The organism is Dyella sp. CR10, from assembly GCF_055814425.1.
Map to the genome: position 1 here is coordinate 608,278 of NZ_CP185986.1, position 19,489 is coordinate 627,766.

23 protein-coding genes are annotated in these 19,489 nt (G+C 68.9%); 19 read left to right on the top strand and 4 right to left on the bottom strand.

Annotated features, from left to right (window positions below):
• The 17 genes from ACNR9O_RS02680 (at position 1) to cls (ending at position 16,278) form a co-directional block, all read left to right on the top strand.
• Positions 1-372, top strand: coding sequence for a FliO/MopB family protein (locus ACNR9O_RS02680; RefSeq protein ID WP_473683141.1), 372 nt, complete (start codon positions 1-3; stop codon positions 370-372).
• On the top strand, positions 372-1,112 hold the full coding sequence (fliP, locus tag ACNR9O_RS02685) for a flagellar type III secretion system pore protein FliP (RefSeq protein ID WP_473683139.1): 741 nt from the start codon (positions 372-374) through the stop codon (positions 1,110-1,112). The genes ACNR9O_RS02680 and fliP overlap by 1 nt, the downstream gene beginning before the upstream one ends.
• 583 nt (positions 1,113-1,695) lie before the next feature.
• The gene (gene fliQ, locus ACNR9O_RS02690; RefSeq protein WP_473683137.1) at positions 1,696-1,965 is read left to right on the top strand and encodes a flagellar biosynthesis protein FliQ; all 270 of its coding nucleotides are present in this window, start codon (positions 1,696-1,698) and stop codon (positions 1,963-1,965) included.
• Positions 1,962-2,732 carry a flagellar biosynthetic protein FliR gene (fliR, locus tag ACNR9O_RS02695; RefSeq protein ID WP_473683135.1) on the top strand — a complete coding sequence of 257 codons (771 nt, stop codon included), beginning with the start codon at positions 1,962-1,964 and terminating at the stop codon, positions 2,730-2,732. Before fliQ ends, fliR begins: the two co-directional genes overlap by 4 nt.
• Position 2,733: 1 nt before the next feature.
• Positions 2,734-3,867, top strand: a complete 1,134-nt coding sequence (flhB, locus tag ACNR9O_RS02700; protein ID WP_473683133.1) for a flagellar biosynthesis protein FlhB — start codon at positions 2,734-2,736, stop codon at positions 3,865-3,867.
• A gap of 22 nt (positions 3,868-3,889) precedes the next feature.
• Positions 3,890-5,989 (top strand): flagellar biosynthesis protein FlhA, encoded by a 2,100-nt coding sequence (flhA, locus tag ACNR9O_RS02705; protein WP_473683131.1) that lies wholly within the window; start codon positions 3,890-3,892, stop codon positions 5,987-5,989.
• A gap of 33 nt (positions 5,990-6,022) precedes the next feature.
• Positions 6,023-7,291, top strand: coding sequence for a flagellar biosynthesis protein FlhF (gene flhF, locus ACNR9O_RS02710; RefSeq protein WP_473683129.1), 1,269 nt, complete (start codon positions 6,023-6,025; stop codon positions 7,289-7,291).
• Positions 7,288-8,232: a MinD/ParA family protein gene (locus tag ACNR9O_RS02715; RefSeq protein ID WP_473683127.1), complete on the top strand. Its 945-nt coding sequence runs from the start codon at positions 7,288-7,290 to the stop codon at positions 8,230-8,232. Before flhF ends, ACNR9O_RS02715 begins: the two co-directional genes overlap by 4 nt.
• Before the next feature lies 1 nt (position 8,233).
• Positions 8,234-9,028, top strand: coding sequence for an RNA polymerase sigma factor FliA (locus ACNR9O_RS02720; protein WP_473683125.1), 795 nt, complete (start codon positions 8,234-8,236; stop codon positions 9,026-9,028).
• A 59-nt stretch (positions 9,029-9,087) separates the two neighbouring features.
• Positions 9,088-9,495, top strand: a complete 408-nt coding sequence (gene cheY, locus ACNR9O_RS02725; protein WP_473700698.1) for a chemotaxis response regulator CheY — start codon at positions 9,088-9,090, stop codon at positions 9,493-9,495.
• Positions 9,492-10,133, top strand: coding sequence for a protein phosphatase CheZ (locus tag ACNR9O_RS02730; RefSeq protein ID WP_473683121.1), 642 nt, complete (start codon positions 9,492-9,494; stop codon positions 10,131-10,133). Before cheY ends, ACNR9O_RS02730 begins: the two co-directional genes overlap by 4 nt.
• Before the next feature lie 13 nt (positions 10,134-10,146).
• Positions 10,147-12,114, top strand: a complete 1,968-nt coding sequence (locus ACNR9O_RS02735; RefSeq protein ID WP_473683119.1) for a chemotaxis protein CheA — start codon at positions 10,147-10,149, stop codon at positions 12,112-12,114.
• 1 nt (position 12,115) lies between these two features.
• Complete coding sequence (locus ACNR9O_RS02740) at positions 12,116-12,856, top strand: flagellar motor protein (RefSeq protein ID WP_473683117.1); 741 nt, start codon at positions 12,116-12,118, stop codon at positions 12,854-12,856.
• A complete protein-coding gene (gene motD / locus ACNR9O_RS02745; protein WP_473683115.1) occupies positions 12,853-13,839 on the top strand; it encodes a flagellar motor protein MotD in 987 nt (328 codons plus the stop codon). Before ACNR9O_RS02740 ends, motD begins: the two co-directional genes overlap by 4 nt.
• Before the next feature lie 37 nt (positions 13,840-13,876).
• Positions 13,877-14,350, top strand: coding sequence for a chemotaxis protein CheW (locus ACNR9O_RS02750; RefSeq protein WP_473683113.1), 474 nt, complete (start codon positions 13,877-13,879; stop codon positions 14,348-14,350).
• The gene (locus ACNR9O_RS02755) at positions 14,340-14,759 is read left to right on the top strand and encodes a DUF2802 domain-containing protein (protein WP_473683111.1); all 420 of its coding nucleotides are present in this window, start codon (positions 14,340-14,342) and stop codon (positions 14,757-14,759) included. The genes ACNR9O_RS02750 and ACNR9O_RS02755 overlap by 11 nt, the downstream gene beginning before the upstream one ends.
• A gap of 94 nt (positions 14,760-14,853) precedes the next feature.
• The gene (gene cls / locus ACNR9O_RS02760) at positions 14,854-16,278 is read left to right on the top strand and encodes a cardiolipin synthase (RefSeq protein ID WP_473683109.1); all 1,425 of its coding nucleotides are present in this window, start codon (positions 14,854-14,856) and stop codon (positions 16,276-16,278) included.
• Positions 16,279-16,300: 22 nt separating this feature from the next.
• Here the strand turns inward: cls and ACNR9O_RS02765 are convergent, their stop codons facing one another.
• From ACNR9O_RS02765 to fliK, 4 genes are all read right to left on the bottom strand, one after another.
• Positions 16,301-16,708 (bottom strand): helix-turn-helix domain-containing protein, encoded by a 408-nt coding sequence (locus tag ACNR9O_RS02765; RefSeq protein ID WP_473683107.1) that lies wholly within the window; start codon positions 16,706-16,708, stop codon positions 16,301-16,303.
• Entirely contained in the window at positions 16,705-16,989 is a 285-nt protein-coding gene (locus tag ACNR9O_RS02770; RefSeq protein ID WP_473683105.1) for a type II toxin-antitoxin system HigB family toxin, read from the bottom strand. Before ACNR9O_RS02770 ends, ACNR9O_RS02765 begins: the two co-directional genes overlap by 4 nt.
• Before the next feature lie 167 nt (positions 16,990-17,156).
• Positions 17,157-17,420 carry a hypothetical protein gene (locus ACNR9O_RS02775; protein ID WP_473683103.1) on the bottom strand — a complete coding sequence of 88 codons (264 nt, stop codon included), beginning with the start codon at positions 17,418-17,420 and terminating at the stop codon, positions 17,157-17,159.
• A complete protein-coding gene (gene fliK, locus ACNR9O_RS02780; protein WP_473683101.1) occupies positions 17,417-18,556 on the bottom strand; it encodes a flagellar hook-length control protein FliK in 1,140 nt (379 codons plus the stop codon). Before fliK ends, ACNR9O_RS02775 begins: the two co-directional genes overlap by 4 nt.
• Before the next feature lie 239 nt (positions 18,557-18,795).
• Between fliK and ACNR9O_RS02785 the strand changes: the two genes are divergently transcribed.
• Together ACNR9O_RS02785 and ACNR9O_RS02790 are read left to right on the top strand one after the other, a co-directional pair.
• Positions 18,796-19,107, top strand: coding sequence for an STAS domain-containing protein (locus tag ACNR9O_RS02785; protein ID WP_473683099.1), 312 nt, complete (start codon positions 18,796-18,798; stop codon positions 19,105-19,107).
• 11 nt (positions 19,108-19,118) lie between these two features.
• Positions 19,119-19,481, top strand: a complete 363-nt coding sequence (locus ACNR9O_RS02790; protein WP_473683097.1) for a response regulator — start codon at positions 19,119-19,121, stop codon at positions 19,479-19,481.
• Positions 19,482-19,489 lie beyond the last annotated feature (8 nt).

A 19,489-nucleotide genomic window follows, 5' to 3' on the forward strand; every position in this document is an offset into this window, starting at 1 on the left:
ATGAGTCTGCTGCTTGCCTTCGCCGCCATACCGGCGGCCGAGCCCGGTGCGGGCGCGGAACTGCTGCGCGTGATCCTGAGCCTGGCCGGGATCATGGCGCTGATCTTTGCCGCCGGCTGGTTCGGCCGTCGCGTGCAAGGGCGTGTGCATCCGGGCGGGCGGCGCATCCGCTGCGTCGAATCGTTCGCGGTGGGGGCGCGCGATCGCGTGCTGCTGCTGGAGGCCGACGGCAAGCGGCTGCTGGTCGGCGTGGGGCAGGGCGGCCTGCGCACGCTGCACATCTACGAGGGCGAGGCACCGGCGGCCGAAACGCCGCCGACGCCGCCGACGCCCGCCTTCGCTGAGCTGCTCGGCTTCTGGAAGCGCAAGTGATGAAGTACCTCGTTCTCCTCCTTCTGCTGCTCGCACCGCTGCCGCTGCTGGCCGAACCGGCCACGGGCATTCCCGTGCTGACCGTGCAGAACGCCGCCGGCGGCGGCCAGAGCTGGACACTGTCGCTGCAGCTGCTGGCACTGATGACGGTGCTGACGCTGCTGCCGGCGATTTTGCTGATGATGACCTCGTTCACGCGGATCATCATCGTGCTGGGTTTCCTGCGCCAGGCGCTGGGCACGCAATCCACGCCGCCGAACCAGGTGTTGCTGGGCCTGGCGCTGTTCATCACGCTGTTCGTGATGTCGCCGGTGCTGGAGCGGGCCTACGCCGACGGCGTCAAACCCTATATGGATGGCCAGCTCACGGCCGAACAGGCGATTCCCGCCGCCGCCGCGCCGTTCAAGCGCTTCATGCTGGATCAGACGCGCGATCCGGACCTGCAGCTGTTCACGCGGCTGGCGAAAGAGCAGCCGTACGCGAGCAAGGACGATGTGCCGTTCCGCGTGGCGATGCCGGCGTTCGTGACCAGCGAGCTGAAGACCGCATTCCAGATGGGCTTCCTGCTGTTCATACCGTTCCTGATCATCGATCTGGTGGTGGCCAGCGTGCTGATGTCGATGGGCATGATGATGGTGTCGCCGATGATCATCTCGCTGCCGTTCAAGATCATGTTGTTCGTGCTGGTGGACGGGTGGTCATTGCTGCTGGGGACGCTGGCGGGGAGTTTTTTTTCGTGAGCGTGGATTTCTTCGTGCGAGGCCATCGCTCTTCTCCCTCTCCCCTCCGGGGAGAGGGTTGGGGTGAGGGGCGGGTGCTCGAGAAGGCGTCGCATCGTGCGGGTGTTTCGCGCATGAGGTCTTGGCAAGCCTTCAACTTCTCGCTCCGCCCGGCCCATCGCCCCAACCCTCTCCCCGAAGGGGAGAGGGGGCTGGAGGTTTTCGCGAGTGCACAGCACTTCTCCCTCTCCCCATCGGGGAGAGGGAGGGGTGAGGGGCGGGTGCTCGAGAAGGCGTCGCATGGTGCGGGCGTTTCGCGCCTGAGGTTCTGGCGAGCCCTCAACTTCTCGCTCCGCCCGGCCCCTCACCCCAACCCTCTCCCCGGAGGGGAGAGGGGGCTGGAGGTTTTCGCGAGTGCACAGCACTTCTCCCTCTCCCCATCGGGGAGAGGGAGGGGTGAGGGGCGGGTGCTCGAGAAGGCGTCGCATGGTGCGGGCGTTTCGCGCCTGAGGTTCTGGCGAGCCCTCAACTTCTCGCTCCGCCCGGCCCCTCACCCCAACCCTCTTCCCGGAGGGGAGAGGGGGCAGAAGATGGAGGGTTTCGCATGACGCCCGAATCCGTCATCGAATTCGGCCAGCACGCGCTCTATGTCGCCATGCTGGTCGCCGCGCCGCTGCTGCTCACCGCGCTGGCGGTGGGCGTGCTGATCGGCGTGATCCAGGCGGCGACGCAGATCAACGAAATGACGCTGAGCTTCATCCCCAAGCTGATCGCGATGGCGCTGGTGGCGCTGATCGCAGGGCCGTGGATGCTGCGTACGCTGGTGCTGTTCACGCGGCAGCTGATCGAGAGCCTGCCGGGAGCAGTGCGGTGAACACTGTCGATCTCGCCCAGCTGCCGGTATGGCTCGGCGGCCTGCTGTGGGCGATGGGACGCGTGGCGGGGTTGTTCCTGGTCGCGCCGGTCTACAGCGCGACGGTGCTGCCGGCGCGCGTCCGCGTGGCGCTGATCGTGTTGCTCACCGTGGTGCTGGCGCCGCTCGCGCCGGCGCGCATCGATCCGATGACGGCTGCGGGCATCGCCACCATGGCGGGGCAGGTGCTGATCGGCGCCGCGGTGGGTTTCGTGCTGCGGCTGACCTTCGAGGCGGTGGCGTTCGGCGGGCAGTTGGTGGCGCAGAGCATGAGCCTGGGTTTCGCCGAAGTGGTGAACCCGCAGGGCGGCGGCAGTTCGCCGGTGCTCAATCAGTTCTATCTGCTGCTGGTGACGCTGCTGTTCCTGGCGATGGACGGACACCTTCGCCTGATCGGCCTGCTGGCCGAAAGCTTCCGCACGCTGCCGCCGGGCGTCGACGCGATCTCGCCCGATGGCCTGCATGCGGTGGCCGCGTTCGGCAGCCAGCTGTTTGCCGGCGCGGTGCGCGTCGCCTTGCCGGCGATGACGGCACTGCTGGTGGTCAACATGGGCTTCGCGGCGATCAGCCGCGCGGCGCCGGCGATGAATCTGTTCGCGGTGGGCTTTCCGATCACCTTGTGCCTGGGCTTCGTCGCCTTGTGGCTGGCGCTGCGCGCGCTGCCGGGCGCATTCGGTGCGCTGGAAGAAAGCGCGTGGTCGTTGATGCGCGAGCTGCTGGGAGCCTGAGATGTCCGAGCATGACGATCAGGAACGCACCGAAAAACCATCAGAGAAGCGCCTGCGCGAGGCGCGCGAGAAGGGCGACGTTCCGCGTTCGCGCGATCTGTCCGGTGCCCTGGTGGTGCTGGCCGGCGTCGCCGCGCTGATGAGCGGCAGCGAGCGCGCGTTCGCGCATGCGCGTCGTATCTACGAACTGGGTTTCGGCTACGGGCGCGAGGCGCTGTTCTCCGGCGAGCTGCCCGGGCGCGTGCTGGGCGCCGCGCTGCGCGAGGCGATGGCCCTGCTGATGCCGGTGGCCGTGGCGACCTTGCTGGCGACGTTCGCCGCACCGATCCTGCTGGGCGGCCTGAGCTTCAGCGCGCAGGTGCTGCAGCCAAAGTTCGAGCGGCTCGACCCGATCGCCGGGCTGGGCCGCCTGGTCTCGCTGCGCGGGCTGGTCGAGCTGGCCAAGTCGCTGCTCAAGCTGCTCTTCATCGGCGCGGCGCTGGCCTGGTTTCTGTGGCATGCGCAGGAGGCGATGCAGGCGAGCGGGCGAGGCACCGTCGTGGCCGGTATCGCGCAGTCGCTGTCCCAGCTGGGCCGCGCGGCGCTGCTGTTCGGCACGATGCTGTTGCTGATCGGCGGCATCGATGCGGCCTACCAGCGCTTCGACTACGGCCGTCGCTTGCGCATGACCAAGCAGGAACTGCGCGACGAAGCCAAAGAAAGCGACGGCAATCCCGAGCTCAAGGGCCGTATCCGCCAGGTGCAGCACCAGCTCGCCCGCCGCCGCATGATGCAGGAGCTGCCCAAGGCTGACGTGGTGGTGACCAACCCCACGCACTTCGCGGTGGCGCTGAAGTACGACGAAGACCGCATGCGCGCGCCGCGCGTGATCGCCAAGGGCGTGGACGTGATCGCCATGCAGATCCGCCAGGTCGCCGCCGGCCACCGTATTCCCATGGTGGAAGCGCCGCCGCTAGCGCGCGCCTTGTATGCCACCACCGAACTCGGCCGGGAGATCCCCGCCTCGTTGTACGTCGCCGTGGCGCAGGTGCTGGCTTACGTATTCCAGCTGCGCCAGGCCGTCGCGCACGGCGACGTACCGCCCGCGCCACCTTCGCCACAGGTCGATCCGGACCTGCTTGGCCCCTATCGCTGATTCTGTACAGGACACCCGCTAGATGGCTGCCGCAAGCGCGAGCGCGTTCGAAACCTTCAAGCAGATAAGCCGCCGCGGCGCCGGCGCGCCCATTGTCATGCTGGCTGCGCTGGCAATGGTGATGTTGCCGCTGCCGCCGTTCTTGCTGGATATCCTCTTCAGCTTCAACATCGCGCTGTCGCTGGTGATCCTGCTGGCGGTGGTCTACGTGCTGCGGCCGCTGGAATTCGCCGCGTTTCCCACCGTCGTGCTGATGGCCACGCTGCTGCGCCTGGCGCTGAACATCGCCTCGACCCGCGTGGTGCTGCTGCACGGTCACAACGGTCCCGGTGCGGCAGGCAAGGTGATCGAGGCATTCGGCGAGTTCGTGATCGGCGGCAATTTCGCAGTGGGCCTGGTGGTGTTCGCCATCCTCACCATCATCAACTTCGTGGTGGTGACCAAGGGCGCCACGCGCGTGTCCGAGGTGACCGCGCGCTTCACCCTGGATGCGATGCCCGGCAAGCAGATGGCGATCGACGCCGACCTCAACGCCGGCCTGCTCACCCAGGAACAGGCGCGCGAGCGCCGCCAGGAAGTGCGCGAGGAAGCGGACTTCTACGGCTCGATGGACGGCGCTTCCAAATTCGTGCGCGGCGACGCCACGGCCGGCATTCTGATCCTGATCATCAATATCGTCGGCGGTTTCTTCGTCGGCGTGATGCAGCATGGCCTCTCGGCCGGCGAGGCGGCCAAGACCTACACGCTGCTGACCATCGGCGACGGCCTGGTGGCGCAGGTGCCGGCGTTGATGCTGTCGATCTCCACCGCGGTGATCGTCACCCGCGTATCGCGCGCGCAGGACATGGGCAAGCAGGTGCTCGGCCAGGTGTTCGGCCAGCCGCGCGCGCTGGCCGTGGCGGGCGTGGTGCTGGGCGTGATGGGCCTGGTGCCGGGCATGCCGAACATCGCCTTCCTGCTGCTGGGCGCGATCTGCGGTGGCGCGGCCTGGCTGATGCTCAAGCGCGAACGCGAGACGCGCGAGCGACTGGCCGAAGAGGCCGCCGTGGAAGCCGCGCCCGCGGCGGCGCCGGCCGAACGCCTGGAGCTGGGTTGGGAAGATGTCGCCGGCGTCGATCCGGTTGGCCTCGAGGTGGGTTATCGACTGATCCCGCTGGTGGACAAGAACCAGGGCGGCGAGCTGATGGGGCGGATCAAGTCGGTGCGCCGCAAGCTGTCGCAGGAGCTGGGCTTCCTGGTGCCGCCGGTGCACATCCGCGACAACCTCGATCTTGGCCCCAATACCTATCGCATCACCTTGATGGGCGTGCCGATGGGCGAAGCCGAGGTGCACAACGAGCGCCTGCTGGCGATCAATCCCGGCCGCGTGCACGGGCCGCTGCAGGGCATCGCCACGCAAGATCCGGCGTTCGGCCTGGAAGCGGTGTGGATCGAATCCGGCCAGCGCGACAACGCACAGGCGCTGGGCTACACCGTAGTCGATCCGGCCACCGTGGTGGCCACGCATCTGTCGCATATCCTGCAGGGCCACGCGCACGAACTGCTCAGTCACCAGGACGTGCAGCAGCTGCTCGATCGCCTGGCCGCCGTCGCGCCGAAGCTGGTGGAAGACCTGGTGCCCAAGCGCATGTCGCTGGGCGTGGTGGTGAAGGTGCTGCAGAACCTGCTGGCCGAGCGCGTGCCGATCCGCAACATGCGTTCCATCGTCGAATCCTTGGCGGAGCACGCGGGCCAGAGTCAGGATCCCGGCGCGCTCACCGCCGCCGTGCGCGTCGCGCTGGGCCGGCAGATCGTGCAGGAGATCGCGGGCCTTGGCACCGAGATTCCGGTCATCACGCTGGCGCCGGAGCTGGAGCAGATCCTGCTCGCCTCGCTCGGAAACGGCGGCGTGGCGGGCGCCGCGGTGGAACCGGGCCTGGCCGACCGCCTGCAGAGCGGCGTCGCCGACGCGGCGCGCCGCCAGGAAATGGGTGGCGAACCGGCCGTGTTGCTGGTCGCGCCGCAGCTGCGTCCGTGGCTCGCGCGCTTCACGCGCCACGTGGCACAGAACCTGCACGTACTGGCCTACAACGAGGTGCCCGACAACCGTCGGGTGCGTTTGGTGCAGGCGCTTGGCCGGTAATCCGGCGCGCCGCGACAGGGGTTGAACCGACCGATGAAGATCAAGCGTTTCGTAGCCGCGGACATGCGCCAGGCCATGCGCGAAGTGCGCGAGGAGCAGGGTCCGGACGCGGTGATCCTCTCCACCCGCCGCCTGGACGAGGGCGTGGAGATCATCGCGGCCGTCGATTACGACGAGTCGCTGGTACGCGAAGCGGCACGCTCGGGCGAGCCGCTGCCGACCGAAGTGCGTGTGGCGCGCAGCGAAGCGCCGGCACCGCCGCCGCCGCTGCCGTCCAGGCGCGCACCGGCCGCGGTCGAAGCCGTGGCGACGATGCCCGCTGCGCCGGCTGCGCCCACGGAGCCGCCGCCGCTGCATCCGATGATGGAGCAGGCCGCGCTGGATACCGCGCGCATGCGCGCCGAGCTGGGCAGCCTGCGCGAAATGCTCGAAGCGCAGATGGCCTCGCTCGCATGGAACGACTTGCAGCGACGCCATCCGCTGCGCGGCCGCGTGTTGCGCGACATGGCGCGCCTGGGGATCGAACCCGATGTGGCTCGCCGGCTCGCCGATGAACTGCCCGACCAGCTCAGCCCCGATCAGGCGCGCTATCTGCCGCTGGGCGTGCTGAGCCGCAGTCTCGCGATCACGGGTCATGACGTGGCGGGCAGCGGCGGCGTGGTAGCGCTGGTCGGGCCGACCGGCGTGGGCAAGACCACCACCATCGCCAAGCTCGCCGCGCGCGCCGTGCTGCGCCATGGGGCGTCGCAGGTCGCACTGGTATGCACCGACAACTACCGCATCGGCGCCGCCGCGCAGCTGGAGCATTACGGCCGCCTGCTCGGCACCCGCGTGTTCTCGGCGCACGATGCCGAAAGCCTGCGCGAAGTGCTGGATGTCCTGCGTGGCCGCCGCCTGGTGCTGGTCGATACCGCCGGCGTAGCGGGCAGCGATCCGCGCCTGCAAGAGCAGATGGATCTCCTGCGTGCCGCCGGCGAGCTGCGCACCTGCCTGGTGCTGGCCGCCAACGCGCAGGCGCAGGCCCTGGACGAAATGTTGCGCGCGTTCCTGCCGCAAGGCCCGCAGGCCTGCATCCTCACCAAGCTGGACGAGGCGCCCAGCCTTGGCGGCGCGCTATCCGCGCTGATCCGCCATCGCCTCCCGCTGGACTACACCACCGACGGCCAGCGTGTGCCCGAGGACATCACCGCCGCGGACGCGCGCGTGCTGGTATGCCGGGCCGCGCAGGTGCTCAAGAGTGGCGGCGCGGTGGACGAGAGCTATATGGCCGAACGCTTCGGCCTCGCCGTGGCGAATGCATGATGAGTACTTTGGCGATGAATCAGGCATGGGGCCTGACGAACCTGTTCGCCGCGCTCAACCCGGGCGCGGGCGACGCTGAATCCGCGCCCGGCGCGGCGAAGGACCAGACGCGCGAACCTGCTCCGCGACGCTGCCGCGCGATCGCGGTGGCCGGCGGCAAGGGCGGCGTGGGCAAGTCCACCGTGGCGGTGAATCTGGGCATGTCGCTGGCGATGGCCGGGCGCGACGTGGCCTTGCTCGATGCCGACATGGGGCTGGCCAACCTGGACGTGCTGCTCGGCCTGCAGCCCGCGCGGCACATCGGTCACCTGCTCGACGGCAGCTGCACGTTGAGCGAACTGATGCTGCCGGCACCGCACGGGCTCAAGGTGATTCCCGCCGGTTCCGGCGCACGCCGCCTGGCGCAGCTGGACACCCGCGAGTACGCCGCGGTGATTCGCGCTTTCGACGAGCTGCCCGATCCGCCGGAGTTCCTGGTGGTCGATACCGCCGCGGGCGTGTCCGACAACGTGGTGATGTTCGCCGCGGCCGCCGACGATGTAGTGCTGGTGGTCTGCGACGAGCCGGCTTCGCTCACCGACGCCTATGCGTTGACCAAGGTGCTCAGCCGCGACTTCCGCGTACGGCGCTTCCACGTGGTGGCCAACATGGTGCGCCATGCCGGCGAGGCCCGGCAGCTCTACGAGAAGCTGGCGCGCGTGTGCGATCGCTTCCTGGATGTGGCGCTCGATTTTCTCGGCTCGGTGCCCTACGACGAGCACCTGCGCCAGGCCATCCGCCGCCAGGGCGCGGTGGTGGATCTGTGGCCGGCCAGCCGCGCCGCGCGGGGATTCAAGCAAATGGCCGGTGCGGTCGATACATGGGGGGAACCCCAGCGGACAAGTCGTGACCGTATCGCCTTCTTCGGCGGGCGGGCCGCATCGGCATCGACGGGGTGGTGAGATGAGCGTGGCTTCCGAATACCTGCAACTGCAACGCGAGAGCACAGAAGAGATGGTGCGCCGGCACGCTCCGCTGGTGCGGCGCATCGCCTATCACCTGATGGGCCGCCTCCCGCCGAGCGTGGACGTCGATGACCTGGTGCAGGCCGGGATGATCGGCCTGCTGGAAGCGGCGCGCAATTACGCCACCGACCGTATGGCCAGTTTCGAGACCTATGCGGGGATCCGTATCCGCGGGGCGATGCTGGACGAGTTGCGCAAGACCGATTGGACGCCGCGCTCGGTGCATCGCAAGTTGCGCGAGGTCACCGAGGTGGTGCGCCAGATCGAAAACGAAACGGGCGCCGATGCCGCCGATGCCGAGGTGATCCGGCGCCTGGGCATCAGCGCGCAGGAGTACCACCAGATCCTGGCCGACGCCGCGAGCGCGCGCCTGCTCAGTCTGTCCGCGCCGGAGGACGACGAAGAGGGCGCCGCGCTGGACGTGGCCGACCAGGAAGGACTGGGCCCGCAGGACCGCTTCGAGCAGGAAGGCATGCGCGAAGCCCTGGTCGAGGCGATCGGCGGCCTGCCGGAACGCGAGCAGCTGGTGATGTCGCTGTATTACGAGCAGGAACTGAACTTGAAGGAGATCGGCGCAGTGCTCGGCGTGACCGAGTCGCGCGTGTGCCAGATCCACGGACAGGCGCTGATCCGCTTGCGGGCGCGCATGACCGGGTGGCGCGAAGGCGAGGGCGCCAAGGGGGCGGGAGGCCGGCGCGGCAGCGCGAAGCCAGCCGCCGCCGCGTCGCGCTGAGCATCCCGCTTCCGGTTCTTCCACCCACACAAACCCCACAAGGACCCCTGGAGCCAACGTTGGACAAGAACATGAAAATCCTCGTGGTGGATGACTTCTCCACCATGCGGCGCATCGTCCGCAACCTGCTGGTGGAGCTGGGCTTCACCAATGCGCTGATCCAGGAGGCCGACGACGGCGTGAACGCCATGGCGATGCTCAAGCAGCAATCGTTCGACATGGTCGTGACCGACTGGAACATGCCCAACATGACCGGCATCGACCTGCTGCGCGCGATCCGTGCCGAGGCCGCGCTCAAGGCGTTGCCGGTGCTGATGGTCACCGCCGAAAACAATCGCGACCAGATCATCGCCGCCGCCCAGGCCGGCGTGAACGGTTACATCGTCAAGCCTTTCACCGCGGCCACGCTGAAGGAAAAGCTGGACAAGATCTTCGAGCGGCTTGCCGCGCAAGGAGCAGGCGCATGAGCGCTGTGATGGTCACCCCGATGAGCGCGGCGCTGCCGCAGGAAGTGCAGGAACTGCTGGCCAGCCCCGACGGCGCCACCTTCGAAATGGCGCTGGACGCGATGGTGCGCCAGCGCGAGCAGCACCTGTTCCGCGCGCTGGGCCTGCTGGCCCGCGACCTGCACGAAGCCGTGCGCCGCCTCGGCGGCGAGCTGGCGCAGGAAGGCGTGCCCGACAGCGTGGCCGATGCGCGCCAGAACCTGCACGACGTGCTGGAGATGAGCGCCAAGGCCGCGCATCGCAGCATCGATTTCGCCGAGCGCATGCGGCCGAAGGCCACCGCGCTGGAAGCCGACGCCAGTGCCTTGCTCGGCGCCGATGCCGGTGCGCCGCCAGTGTCCGCGTTCGCCGTGCAGGCGCGCGACTTCGCCGCGCAGTGCCGTGAGGGTCTGTCGGACATGGTGATGGCGCAGTCCTGGCAGGATCTGTCCGGCCAGCGCATCAAGAAGGTCGCCACCTTCATCGGCAGCGTGGAGTCGTCGTTGCTGGAGCTGGTGCGTCTGACCGGCGCACTGGCCGGCGGCGAGGCACCGGTGGCCGCGGCCAAGGTGTCCAGCCAGGACGAGGCCGATCGCCTGCTCAGCGAATTCGGTTTCTGAGCGCGGGGGCCTGATGGATCCCTCCCTGGACAGCGAGCTGCGCGACGATTTCCTGGTCGAGGCCGGGGAACTGGTGCAGCGCCTGGGCGAACAGCTCGTGGCGCTGGAGGCCGCGCCGCGCGATGCCGACCTGCTCAATGCCGTGTTCCGCGCCTTCCATACGGTGAAGGGCGGCGCGGGTTTCCTCGGCGTCGAGCCGATGGTGCAGCTGTGCCATCACGCCGAGGATCTGCTCAACGAAGCGCGCGCGAGCCGCTTCGTGCTGGATTCGGTGCAGATGGATGCGCTGCTGGAAGCGCTCGACCTGCTTAACGACATGATGGCCGCGCTGGCCGCGTCCGCCGACATGCCGCAGGCACCGGCCGCGTTGCTGCGGCGGCTGCAGCCGCCGGCGGCCGCGCGCGCACCGGCGCCCGTGCCTGCACCCGCACCGGCGCCCGCACCGGTGGCGGAAGACAGCGCAAGCATCGACGACAGCGAATTCGAAGCCTTGCTCGACAACCTCTACGGCAAGGGCGGCGCGCCCGGTGCGCCGGTAGTGGAATCCTCGTCCGGCACGATCGACGACGCGGAGTTCGAAAAGCTGCTCGATGACTTGCACGGCAGGGGCAAGGCGCCCGGTGCCGATGAAGCGATGACCAAGGCATCTGGCGCGATCGACGACAGCGAATTCGAAGCCTTGCTCGACAGTCTGCACGGCAAGGGAGGCGCGCCCGGCGTCGCCGCGGCGCCTGTCGCGCCGGTTCCGCCGAAGGTCGCGGCCAAGGCCGCGCCGCCGCCGGAAGCCACCGTGCGCGTGGATACCGGCCGTCTCGACGCGCTGGTCAATCGCGCCGGCGAGCTGGTGCTGGTGCGCAACCGCTTGCTGAGCCTCGCCGCGAGCAGCGGCGACGAACCCTTGAGCGTTGCCGCCGGTGAACTCGATCGCGTCGCCGACGAACTGCAGGGCGCCGTGCTCGGCATGCGCATGCAGCCGATCGGGCGCCTGTTCCAGCGCTATCCGCGCATCGTGCGCGATCTCGCCCGTCAGTTGGGCAAGGAGATCGAGCTGGTGCTGGAAGGCGAGGACACCGACCTGGATCGCAGCCTGGTCGAGGCCCTGGCCGATCCGTTGATTCACCTGTTGCGCAATGCCGTCGACCATGGTCTGGAAACGCCGGACCTGCGTGAAGCCGCCGGCAAGCCGCGTAAGGGCCGCGTGCGCCTGGCCGCGAGCCAGCGCGGCGAGCGCATCGTGATCGTGGTGGCCGACGATGGCCGCGGCATGGATCCCGATGTCCTGCGCCGCAAGGCGGTGGAGAAGGGCGTGATCGATCAGGCGCAGGCGGCGCGCCTGTCCGAGACCGAATGCCTGGAACTGATTTTCCGCCCCGGCTTCAGCACCGCCGCGCAGGTCTCCGACATCTCCGGCCGCGGCGTTGGCATGGACGTGGTGAAGACGCGCGTGGCCGAGCTGGGCGGCACCTTGCAGGTGCGCTCGAAGCTGGGGCAGGGCAGCGAGCTGGAACTGACCGTGCCGCTGACCCTGGCGATCGTGCGCGTGCTGATGGTGCGCGTGGGCGAGCGCCTGTTCGCGATGCCGCTGAGCAATGTGGACGAAGTCTTCGAACTCGCGCCCGGCCAGGACCGCCTGCTCGATGGCAGCCTGGTCGCGGCGCATCGCGACCGCGCATTGCCGCTGGGCGACCTCGCCGGCTGGTCCCGGACCGGCATCGATGCGGGTCGTCACGTGGTGGTGCTGCATATCGGCCATCAGCGCCTGGGTTGCCTGGTGCACGCGGTGCTCGGCCGCGAGGACGTGATGGTCAAGCCGCTGGGTCCGTTGTTCGCCGGTGTGCCCGGCGTGGCCGGCGCCACCATCACCGGCGACGGACGCCTCGCCCTGGTGCTGGACCTGGCGGGGCTGGCTGGCGCAGGCGGTCCGTGGCAGCCCGCGGGCATGTCGGCGGCGCTTTCATCTTCTGCAGAGGCAGTGGTCTGACATGGATCTGGTTAGTCTCATTGGAACGATCCTGGCCTTCGTGGTCGTGATCGTCGGCACCATCCTCAAGGGTTCGAGCGTCGAGGCCCTGTGGAACCCGGCCGCCTTCGTGATCGTGTTCGTCGGCACCATCGCCGCGCTTCTGGTGCAGACCCAGGGCAAGGTGCTCAAGCACGCGCTGGGCATGCTGCCGATGATCTACAAGCCGCCGCGGCACCAGCCCAACGATCTGATCAGCCGCGTGATCGGCTGGAGCGAGATCTCGCGCCGCCAGGGCCTGCTGGGCCTGGAGCCGCAGATCGAATCCGAACAGGATCCGTTCGTGCGCAAGGGCCTGCAGCTGCTGGTCGACGGCAGCGAGCCGGAGCAGATCCGCGGCGTGCTGGAAGTGGAGCAGGACACGCGTGAGCACGCCGATCTCGCCGGCGCGAAAGTGTTCGAGCAGGCCGGCATCTATTCGCCGACCATGGGCATCATCGGCGCAGTGATGGGCCTGATGGCGGTGATGCAGAACCTGGCCGATCCGAGCAAGCTCGGCCACGGCATCGCCGCGGCCTTTGTCGCCACCATCTACGGCGTGGCGCTGGCCAACCTGCTGATGCTGCCGATGTCCTCGCGCCTGAAGGGGATGATCCACAAGCAGGGCAAGATGCGCGAAATCATCATCGAGGGGCTGGTCTCCATCGCGCGCGGCGACAACCCGCGCCAGATCGAGAGCCGCTTGCAGGGCTACCTCGGATGAAAAAGCACAAGCACGAGGATCACGTCAATCACGAGGCCTGGGCGATTCCCTACGCCGACCTGATGACGCTGCTGCTCGCGTTCTTCGTGGTGATGTACGCGGTGTCGGTGGTCAACGAGGGCAAGTACCGTGTGATGTCCGAATCGATCATCGAAGCGTTCAACGGCAACAACAAGCAGATCCAGCCGGTGCACAGCAACAACGCTACGCCGACCGCGCCGGTGCCGGCCAAGCGCTCCACCTCCACCACGCCGCCTTCGCTGCGCCCGCGTCTGGCGGTGCCGTTGCCCACGCAGGCGCTGCCGCCGCAGATGACGCAGGGCGCGCTGACCACGCGCGAGGCCGCGCAGCGCAACCTGCAGCAGATTCAGGACGAAGTGCAGAAAGCGCTGCAGCCGCTGATCGACCAGAGCCTGGTGGTGGTGCGTCGTACGCAGAGCTGGCTGGAGATCGAGATCCGCACCGACATTCTGTTTCCCAGCGGCGTGGCGCGCCTGTCGCCGGAGGCCGACACCACGCTGCGCAGCGTGGCCGGCATCCTGGCGCCGTTCCCGAATCCGCTGCGCGTGGAAGGCTATACGGACGACAAGCCGATCAACACGACGGTGTTCCCTTCCAACTGGGAGTTGTCCGCCGCGCGCGCGGCCAGCGTGGCGCGCCTGTTCGCCGACAACGGCGTGGACCCCAACCGCATGGGCATCATCGGCTGGGGCGAATACCGCCCGGCGGCCGACAACGCCAGCATCGAAGGCCGCAACCGCAACCGCCGCGTGCTGGTAGTGGTGCTCAGCGACCAGCAAGCCCCGGCGCGTTTCTACAGCGACGCCGACCGCGCCGCGCCAGCGGACGAAACGGTCGAAGCCGTCCCCGCGCAGGCGCCTGCGAAGTCGGCTCCCGTGCTCCCTGCCACGACCTTGCCGATCGCGGCCAAGCTCGAGGTGCTGCGGGTGCCGCCGCCCGCTTCACCGCGCGGCGCGCCGTGACCGGCGCGTTTCTTATCCGAATGCCCAGAGCCTACGCATGAGTCAGGACCACGCCATCGCGATGCCCGCCGAACGCGGCTGGCTGATTTTCCATCTCGCCGGGCAGTCGTATGCCGCGCCGCTCACCCGGGTGAGCGAAGTGGTTCGCGACGGCGACGTCACGCCGGTACCCGGCGCGGCGAGCGACGTGCTCGGCATTCGCCAGCTGCGCGGACGCATCGTGCCGGTGCTGGATGGCCGCCGTCGCCTCGGCCTGACCGGCGCGCCGGCGGATGCCGCACACTCGCGCATCGTGGTGCTGTCGCACCAGGGGCATCTGGTCGGGCTGCGTGTGGACACGGTGGGCGACCTGCTCGACGTCGGCGCGGAAACCCTGGCGCCGCCGCCGGGCCGCACCTCGCGCGAGGACGATCCGGTCGACGCCGTGGCGCCATGGCAGGGCGGCTTCGTCGCGTTGCTGGACGTGCGCCGCCTGTGCCGCCTGCCGGAGGAGCTCGAGCATGCTGCCTGAGCTGGTGCAAGGCGTGCTGATCCTGGCCATCGCCGGGCAAGGCCTGTTGCTGTGGCGCATGCGCAGCGAGCTGCGCAGCCTGCGCGCGGCGTGCGAAGCGGTGGCGCAGACCGATGTGCCTACCTCGATGCTGGTGACGTTGCTGGCGCGGGTGGAACGCAGGTTGGGGCAGGCCGCTGTCGTGCCTGCCGTCGCCGCGCCTTCGGCCCCGGTGGCGCAGCCCGCCATCGCCGACCTGCCGCCCACGCCCGCGCGCGCCTCCAGCTACGACATGGCTCGCCGCCTTGCCAGCGAAGGCGTGGGCACGCGTCAGCTGGTGGAAGACTGCGGCCTGTCGGTTGGCGAGGCGGAGTTGCTGCGCAGCTTGCAGGCGGCGCGGGAGCGAATGTCGGAAGGCTACGACGCCTGAGGGGTCTTTCCCAGGTTCAGACTTGTCGGTCCAGGGCGCCCCTTTCTGCCACGGCGGCCTCCCGGCAGAATCGGGCGACTTCCGATGCAAGGACATGGCGGTGTCGCTGGACTGGATACAAGGCACCTGGCTGCTGGGCGTGGACTGGCTGATCCGGCTGGCCGCGCTGCTATGGATTCCCTCGCGCACGACGCCGGCGGCGGCGCGCAGCTGGCTGCTGCTGGTGGGATTCGTGCCGCTGCTCGGCTTGCCGCTGTACCTGCTGTTCGGGCACCCGTGGCTGTCGCGCGAACGGGTGCGCCGCCAGACCAACGCGTCGGAGGTGATCCGCGACGAGCAGGCCCGCCTTGTCGCGCTGCGCTGGACGCCGCCGGCAGGCTCGGTGGCGGCGGAGATGGTGCCGCTGACGCAGCGGCTGGGCGATTTCATGCCCACGCATGGCAACAGCGTGCAGCTCTGCGGCGATTACGACGAATCGCTGCGCATGCTGATCGCCGATATCGACGCCGCGCGCGAGCGCGTGCATCTGCTGTATTACCTGATGTTCGACGACGCGGTCGGCGATGCGGTGGTGGCCGCGCTGACGCGCGCCGCGGCGCGTGGCGTGCAGTGCCGCGTGCTGCTGGATGCGGTGGGCGCCAAGCGTGGCCTGCGGCGCTACGCGGGGCCGCTGCGCGAGGCGGGCGTGATGGTGCACGACATGTTGCCCGGCGGATTGCGCTGGCGTCGCAGCGGGCGCATGGATCTGCGCAATCACCGCAAGATCGCCGTGTTCGACACCCACGCCGCGTACGTGGGTTCGCAGAACCTGGCCGCGCCGCAGTTCGTGCCCGGCTTTCCCAATCGCGAGCTGGTGGCGCGGGTGGAGGGTCCTGTCGTCGCGCACCTGCAGGCGGTGTTCGCCAGTGACTGGTACATCGAGACCGGCGCCCGGCTGGAGGTGGCGGTGACCTATCCGATGCGCGACGCGGACGTCTGCACGCAGCTGCTGCCCAGCGGGCCGGCCTATCCGTTCGAGAATGCGCGCGACGTGGTGGTGTCGCTCATCCACCTGGCACGGCACCGGCTGGTGCTGACCACGCCGTACTTCGTGCCGGACGACGCCACGCTCAGCGCACTGCGCGTCGCCGCGCTGTCGGGCGTGGACGTGCAGCTGATCCTGTCGGAGAGCAACAACCAGCGCCTGACCGAATGGGCGCAGGAGTCGTACTACGACGAGCTGCTGGGCTGCGGCGTGCGGATCGCGCTGTATCGTCCGCACTTCCTGCACGCCAAGCACCTGAGCATCGACGACGACGTCGCCTTGATCGGCTCGATCAACCTGGACATCCGCTCGTTCGCGCTGAACGCCGAGATCGGCATGTTGTGCTACGACCGCGAGGTGGTGGCGCGTATCCGCGAAGTAGAGGCGAGCTACCTGGCCGATGCCACCGTGCTGTCGCTGGACGCGTGGCGCGCGCGGCGAAGCTGGCGACGCGTGCGCGAAGGCGTGGCGCGGCTGGCGGATTCGTTCATGTAGGCGGCGGCGCCGCTGCGGAATATCAGAAGAACGCAGCGGGGCTCACGCCGAATCGTTCGGCCAGACCACGGATATGGTTGACGTTGAGTTCGCGGCGCCCGGAGAGGATCTCCGATACCACGCTCTGCGTGCCGATTTCCGGCAACTGGTTCTGACGCAGGTCGTGCTGCTCCATCAGGAAGCGCAGCATTTCCACGCCACTCACCGAAGGCTGCGGGTAATGCGTCTGGTCGTAGGCGTAGATCAGGTCGCTGAGCACCATCAGCAGCGAATGCTGTGGATGCGCCTCGTCCATGGCGCCGTCGTCGAGAAGGGCGTCGGCCAGGTCGGTCGCTTCCGTGTAGTCGGCATCGGTCTCGATGTGGCGAATGCCGGAGAGTTCCTGGAAGGTTTCCCAGGCGTCGAAGACAGGGGCGAGTCGCGCGTTCATCTCCAGGCTCCTTGGTCGTATTCGGCGTGCGTGAGCACGGCCTTGATGTAGCAGGTCTGCGCCTGGAAGCTGATGAACGTGATCAGGCGATATCGATTGCCGCGGATATCGAAGACACACTTGTCGCCCACGACGTCCACCGAACCGAAAGTTCGCTTGAGGTCGGCGAAGCGGCCGAACTCGGTGGATTCCATCAATTTGCGCCAAGCCTGCATGGCCGTGCCGGCGTCGGGATATCGGGTCGAGAACTCGACCAGCCGCTTGTTGGATATCACTCGCATCCTGTTGCCATCCCTTGGCCGGCTCGATCAGATTATCGCAAAATGCGATATTGTCAATGCGCCGGCGACACGGTCGATTTTGTGCGGCTAGAACAGGAGGGCCCATCGGCCAAAGGCGTCGAACCGGGTAGGAGGAGGCCTTGCTCCTGCGCCGGCGCGGAAGCGGGTCAGCCTTCCTCGGACGCCCTGTACACGCAGCTGAGCACCGCCGCCGCGGCGGCATACAGCTCTTGCGGGATATCGGTGCGCAGGCGCAGTGCGGCGAGCAGTGCCGCAACCTGGGCGTCGTGGTGCAGCGGAATGCCGAGCGCGCGGGCGCGGGCCAGCAACTGGTCGAGCGCTTCAGGCGGCAGCGCAGGTGGCGTGGCGCCGCCAGGGGCGGCCAGGCGCAGGGCCACCTTGCGGCTGGGCGGGGGCAGCGCGGCGGTCATGCGGTCGCCTTGAGCAGGACGGCGGTGCGCGAGCCGGGCGGATGCGGCAGGCCGGTCTGGCAGGTGAGCTGATCGAGCAACAGGCCGCTGGCGGTGAGCTGCCGGCCCAGATCGGCGAAGCGCCGCTCGAGCCGTTCGGCGGTGTCGGTGCGTTGGGCCCACAGCCGCACCGACAGGCGCAGGCCGCGCAGCTGCAGCTCGCCCTGCACGGGGCCGAGGCGCGGCAGGTCGATGGCGAAGCCGAGCACCCACGCGGTGGGTTGATCCGGATCGTCCTCGGGTGGCGCGATCTGCAACTGCAGCACGTCCTGGCCACCTTCGCCCTGCAGCGGGATCTCGATCATCCAGGCGCCGCTGGCCTGCGCTTCCAGCTGCGCCACTTCCAGGCGGGCGAGCGCGGCATGTACCTCGCCGTGCAGGCGGACCAGCAGACTTTCCACCTCGCCCGGCTGGGATGGCTCGGGCAGCGGCGCGCGCGGCTGCGCGAGCAGGCCGCGCTGGGCCAGCGGCGGTGCGGTCTCGGTATCGCTCGCCGGCGGTGGCGAGCCGTGATGTTCCAGCGTGGCAGCCAGGCGCAGCAGCGCGGCTTTCCAGTCGTCCTCGCCAAGCAGGCCGAGATCGGTCTGCGGTTGCAGCAGCTGAGCCTCGAGGAACAGGCCGCTGCGCTTCACCGCTTCCTTGAGGCCGGGGCCCTGCGCAATCTCGACGGGAGCGCGGATGCTGTGCTCGAGCAGGGCCAGCGCGGTGCGCAGCGGCGCCGGCAGCTGGCGCAGCAGCGGGCGCTGGGCCAGCGCGCCGAGCGTGGCCAGCAGTGGCGCATAACCGTTCTGCTGCGGCAGGCGCTCGCGCATGGCGCGGCTCAGGGCCGGATCCAGCGCGGCGGCGGCGCCGAGTACCTCCAGTTTGGGCTCGGCGCCGAGGCTGAGCACGCGCACCTGGAATTGCGAGGGCAACTGCGTGCCGGGCGGGTCGGTCTCCACCGTCAGCGCGCCGATCTGCAGCACCAGCTTGCTCTGTTCGTTGTAGCCGAGCGTGCGCGCGGCCAGCACCGCGCCGACGCGCCAGCTCTCCGCGCTGGCGCCTGAGGCGGCGCCGGCCCAGGTCAAGGCGGCAAGGCTGGTTGGCTGAATGATCACGCGGGCTCCTTGGCTTGGCGTCTACCGGTTCGACGCCCCATGCCATCTCTTCAAGCATGTCTTCGGCAGGACGCGCAGGAACTTGAGCGACGTTTTTTTGGCGCGCGCCGGGTCCATGCCGCCGCCGCCCGGCAGTGCGAGCACGTTCCGTGCCGCCGACAAAAAAGCGTTGGCGTTGGCCTAAAGCGATGCGTCCTTCCGCCGATAACCGCCCTGAAAGCCAATAGCAGGGGCGCGAGATGGGCAAGGCGAAAACGGCGGACAAAGTGGACGGGCGCGTGGCGCTGCCGGCGGATTGCCGCATCGCGGAAGCCCCGGCGCTCAAGGCCGTGCTGCAGGCTGCGCTGGACACGCCGGCGGTGACGCTGGAAGCCGCCGCGGTCGAACGCATCGACACCGCGGCGCTGCAACTGCTGGCCGTGTTCCGTCGTGAGGCGACGGCGCGCGGCGTGGCGGTGGCCTGGTCCGGCGCGGGCAATGCGCTGCGCGACGGAGCGGCCCGGCTGGGCCTGGTACAGACACTGGAACTGCCGGCAGCGACGCCGGCCTGACGAGGTAGACGATGGCAAAGATCCTGGCGGTAGACGATTCGGCTTCGATGCGCGGCATGGTGGCCTTCACCCTGCGTGGCGCGGGCCATGATGTGAGCGAAGCCGAGAACGGCCAGCTGGCGGTGGACGCGGCCAAGGGCGCGCGCTTCGACCTGGTGCTGGCCGACGTGAACATGCCGGTGATGGACGGCATCAGCATGGTCAAGGAGCTTCGCACGCTGCCCGAATACAAAGGCGTGCCGATCCTGATGCTCACCACCGAGTCGCACACCGACCGGAAGATGGAAGGCAAGGCGGCCGGCGCGACCGGCTGGCTGGTCAAGCCGTTCGATCCGGAGCAGTTGCTGGCCACGGTCAAGCGCGTTCTCGGCTGACGGCGGAA